The 1,926-nt window shown below is 37.5% G+C and carries 3 protein-coding genes; all 3 read right to left on the reverse strand.

What is annotated here, in order from left to right:
* On the reverse strand, positions 1-345 hold a 345-nt coding region (locus GX654_17800; GenBank protein NLD38719.1), incomplete at its 3' end, for a DEAD/DEAH box helicase.
* Between the two features lie 471 nt (positions 346-816).
* Entirely contained in the window at positions 817-1,224 is a 408-nt protein-coding gene (locus GX654_17805) for a hypothetical protein (GenBank protein NLD38720.1), read from the reverse strand.
* 202 nt (positions 1,225-1,426) lie between these two features.
* Positions 1,427-1,792: a hypothetical protein gene (locus GX654_17810; protein ID NLD38721.1), complete on the reverse strand. Its 366-nt coding sequence runs from the start codon at positions 1,790-1,792 to the stop codon at positions 1,427-1,429.
* Positions 1,793-1,926: the final 134 nt, after the last annotated feature.

The raw sequence follows: 1,926 nt of genomic DNA on the forward strand, positions 1-1,926 counted from the left end.
GTGGTGTTCCTGTCGGCCGTAACCGACTCCTCCGTAGAAACTGCAGATGTTAAATCCGAGATTGTGCCCCAGAAGAATCGCTTCTTTTTCGATCTGTACCGCTAATTCACGTGTGGGAGCGATTATCAATGACTTTTTACCTTTGAGCTCACCACGGAGCAGAGCGAAAATTGAAACCAGAAAAGCAGCAGTTTTACCGGTGCCAGTCTGAGATTGCACAAATACATCTTTTCCCTTAATAGTGTGAGCCAGGGTCTGCTCCTGGACCGGCATGCACTCACTGTAGCCGGCTTCTTCCAGTGCCTGAATTATTTGATCATCAAGATCGAATTCGGAAAACTTCATTTATTCTCTTTCCTGCACCCTTCTTTTGGAGTGCTAAAAAATTGTGGTTAGTAATTCGGGGGTGTTGCTCCTAAATATTCTCAAACATTCATAACACGAAGCATATTCATAATGAAGAGTGATAAAGAAGTAATCAAAAAAAATTTTCTGCAAATGCAGAATCCCCTTAAAATATCTCTAATATTTCGTTTATTAGTCTTATTAATTATCCGGGTAAGGATTCAAGTGGAAAATCATTGCCCTGAGGTGATTAAACTAAGATTATAATATATGTTTAACCGTTTGGCCAGTATTTTCTCATTTTAATGAAATTTCTTACCTAATAAGGTATCTGATGGCAAAAAAAATAACGAAATAATATCAAATCGGAAAAAATAGGAACTAATATCAAAACAATATCTAATCAGAAATAATATGAAAAAATATTTAAACGAAGAACCGGCAGTGAAAAAGCTCCTTTTACTTTTCTATTTATTGAACCGATTTTTTATATGCTTCCGTGTATTTAAATATTCCTTTAATTTCTTTTATTGCATAACCTGCTGGCCATCCCAGATCGTTAGTGTAGTCGTAAATAACAAGCCACACTTTAAAATGCTCCATATCTACAATCAGTGGTGGTTTCAGTTCAATAAGCGAATACCAGGAGTCTTTCTCTCTATCAAGTATGGAGATGACGTCATCGCCTGCGAAATAAGCTTTGCAGGTGAGTGTATCTCCAGGAGCGACTTCCGCAAAAGGCTCATAATGCACTCCTATTACTCTGAGCTTGCTGTCCTCAATTTCCATGAATTCTTCATAGTATATGCATGACAAGAAACAGGCAGAACCGCAAATGACCATATTTTTCAGTATTTTTATCATTTTGAAACAGTCCATCTTAAAACTCCAGTGTAAATCCAACAGATACAGAAGGATATGCTGCTACACCCTGAAAGCGAGAGTAATCATAACTGTAGGTTGGCTCTTCGGCAGGGAAATATATGGGAGTACCATCATTTTTTTCGATAAATTGAAGAAAATGCAATATTCTTTCGAATCCGGTATATAGAATGATAATAAATCTTGGAAAAATGAGTCTCTATTCATATCTGAGATCCAATCCTATGAATGGAGGATACTTTTCAGAATTTTTTTCTCCATATTCAGGTTGGTACCAGAAATTTGAGGCATCATAATAGGACACTTTCTTTACCGGAGTATAAGGGTAGCCATCTGTATACTGAAACCGCATTCCTATATTGTTACCTTTAGGTAGATTAAATGAAGTAACAAGCTGCAAGTTGTTAAGTATATTCTTTTCGAAAACAGTCCATTTCATTTCACTGAAATTATAGCGTTCACTGTAAGCCAATGAATAGCTTAACCACCCGGAGAAACATCTGCCCTGATCATGCCTCAGGAAAATTTCAAGCCCCTTCATCCTCGCTTTACCGTCTGCTCTCATCCTCTTTCAGCTCCTTCCAAAGGACATCCTGTGCTTTATCCCATTGTTTATTCAAATAACCCTGAATGTCAAAAGAAAGAAGGTCTGAAATTTGCCACTGATAACCGATAGAATATTGCGAGCTTCTGGCTGGA

Origin of the sequence: Desulfatiglans sp., from assembly GCA_012513605.1 — a bacterium.
Taxonomy (GTDB): domain Bacteria; phylum Desulfobacterota; class DSM-4660; order Desulfatiglandales; family HGW-15; genus JAAZBV01.

Coding starts and splice junctions, on each gene's coding strand:
- GX654_17805 (NLD38720.1), bottom strand. CDS start 1,224: ATGGACTGTTTCAAAATGATAAAAATACTGAAAAATATGGTCATTTGC.
- GX654_17810 (NLD38721.1), bottom strand. CDS start 1,792: ATGAGAGCAGACGGTAAAGCGAGGATGAAGGGGCTTGAAATTTTCCTG.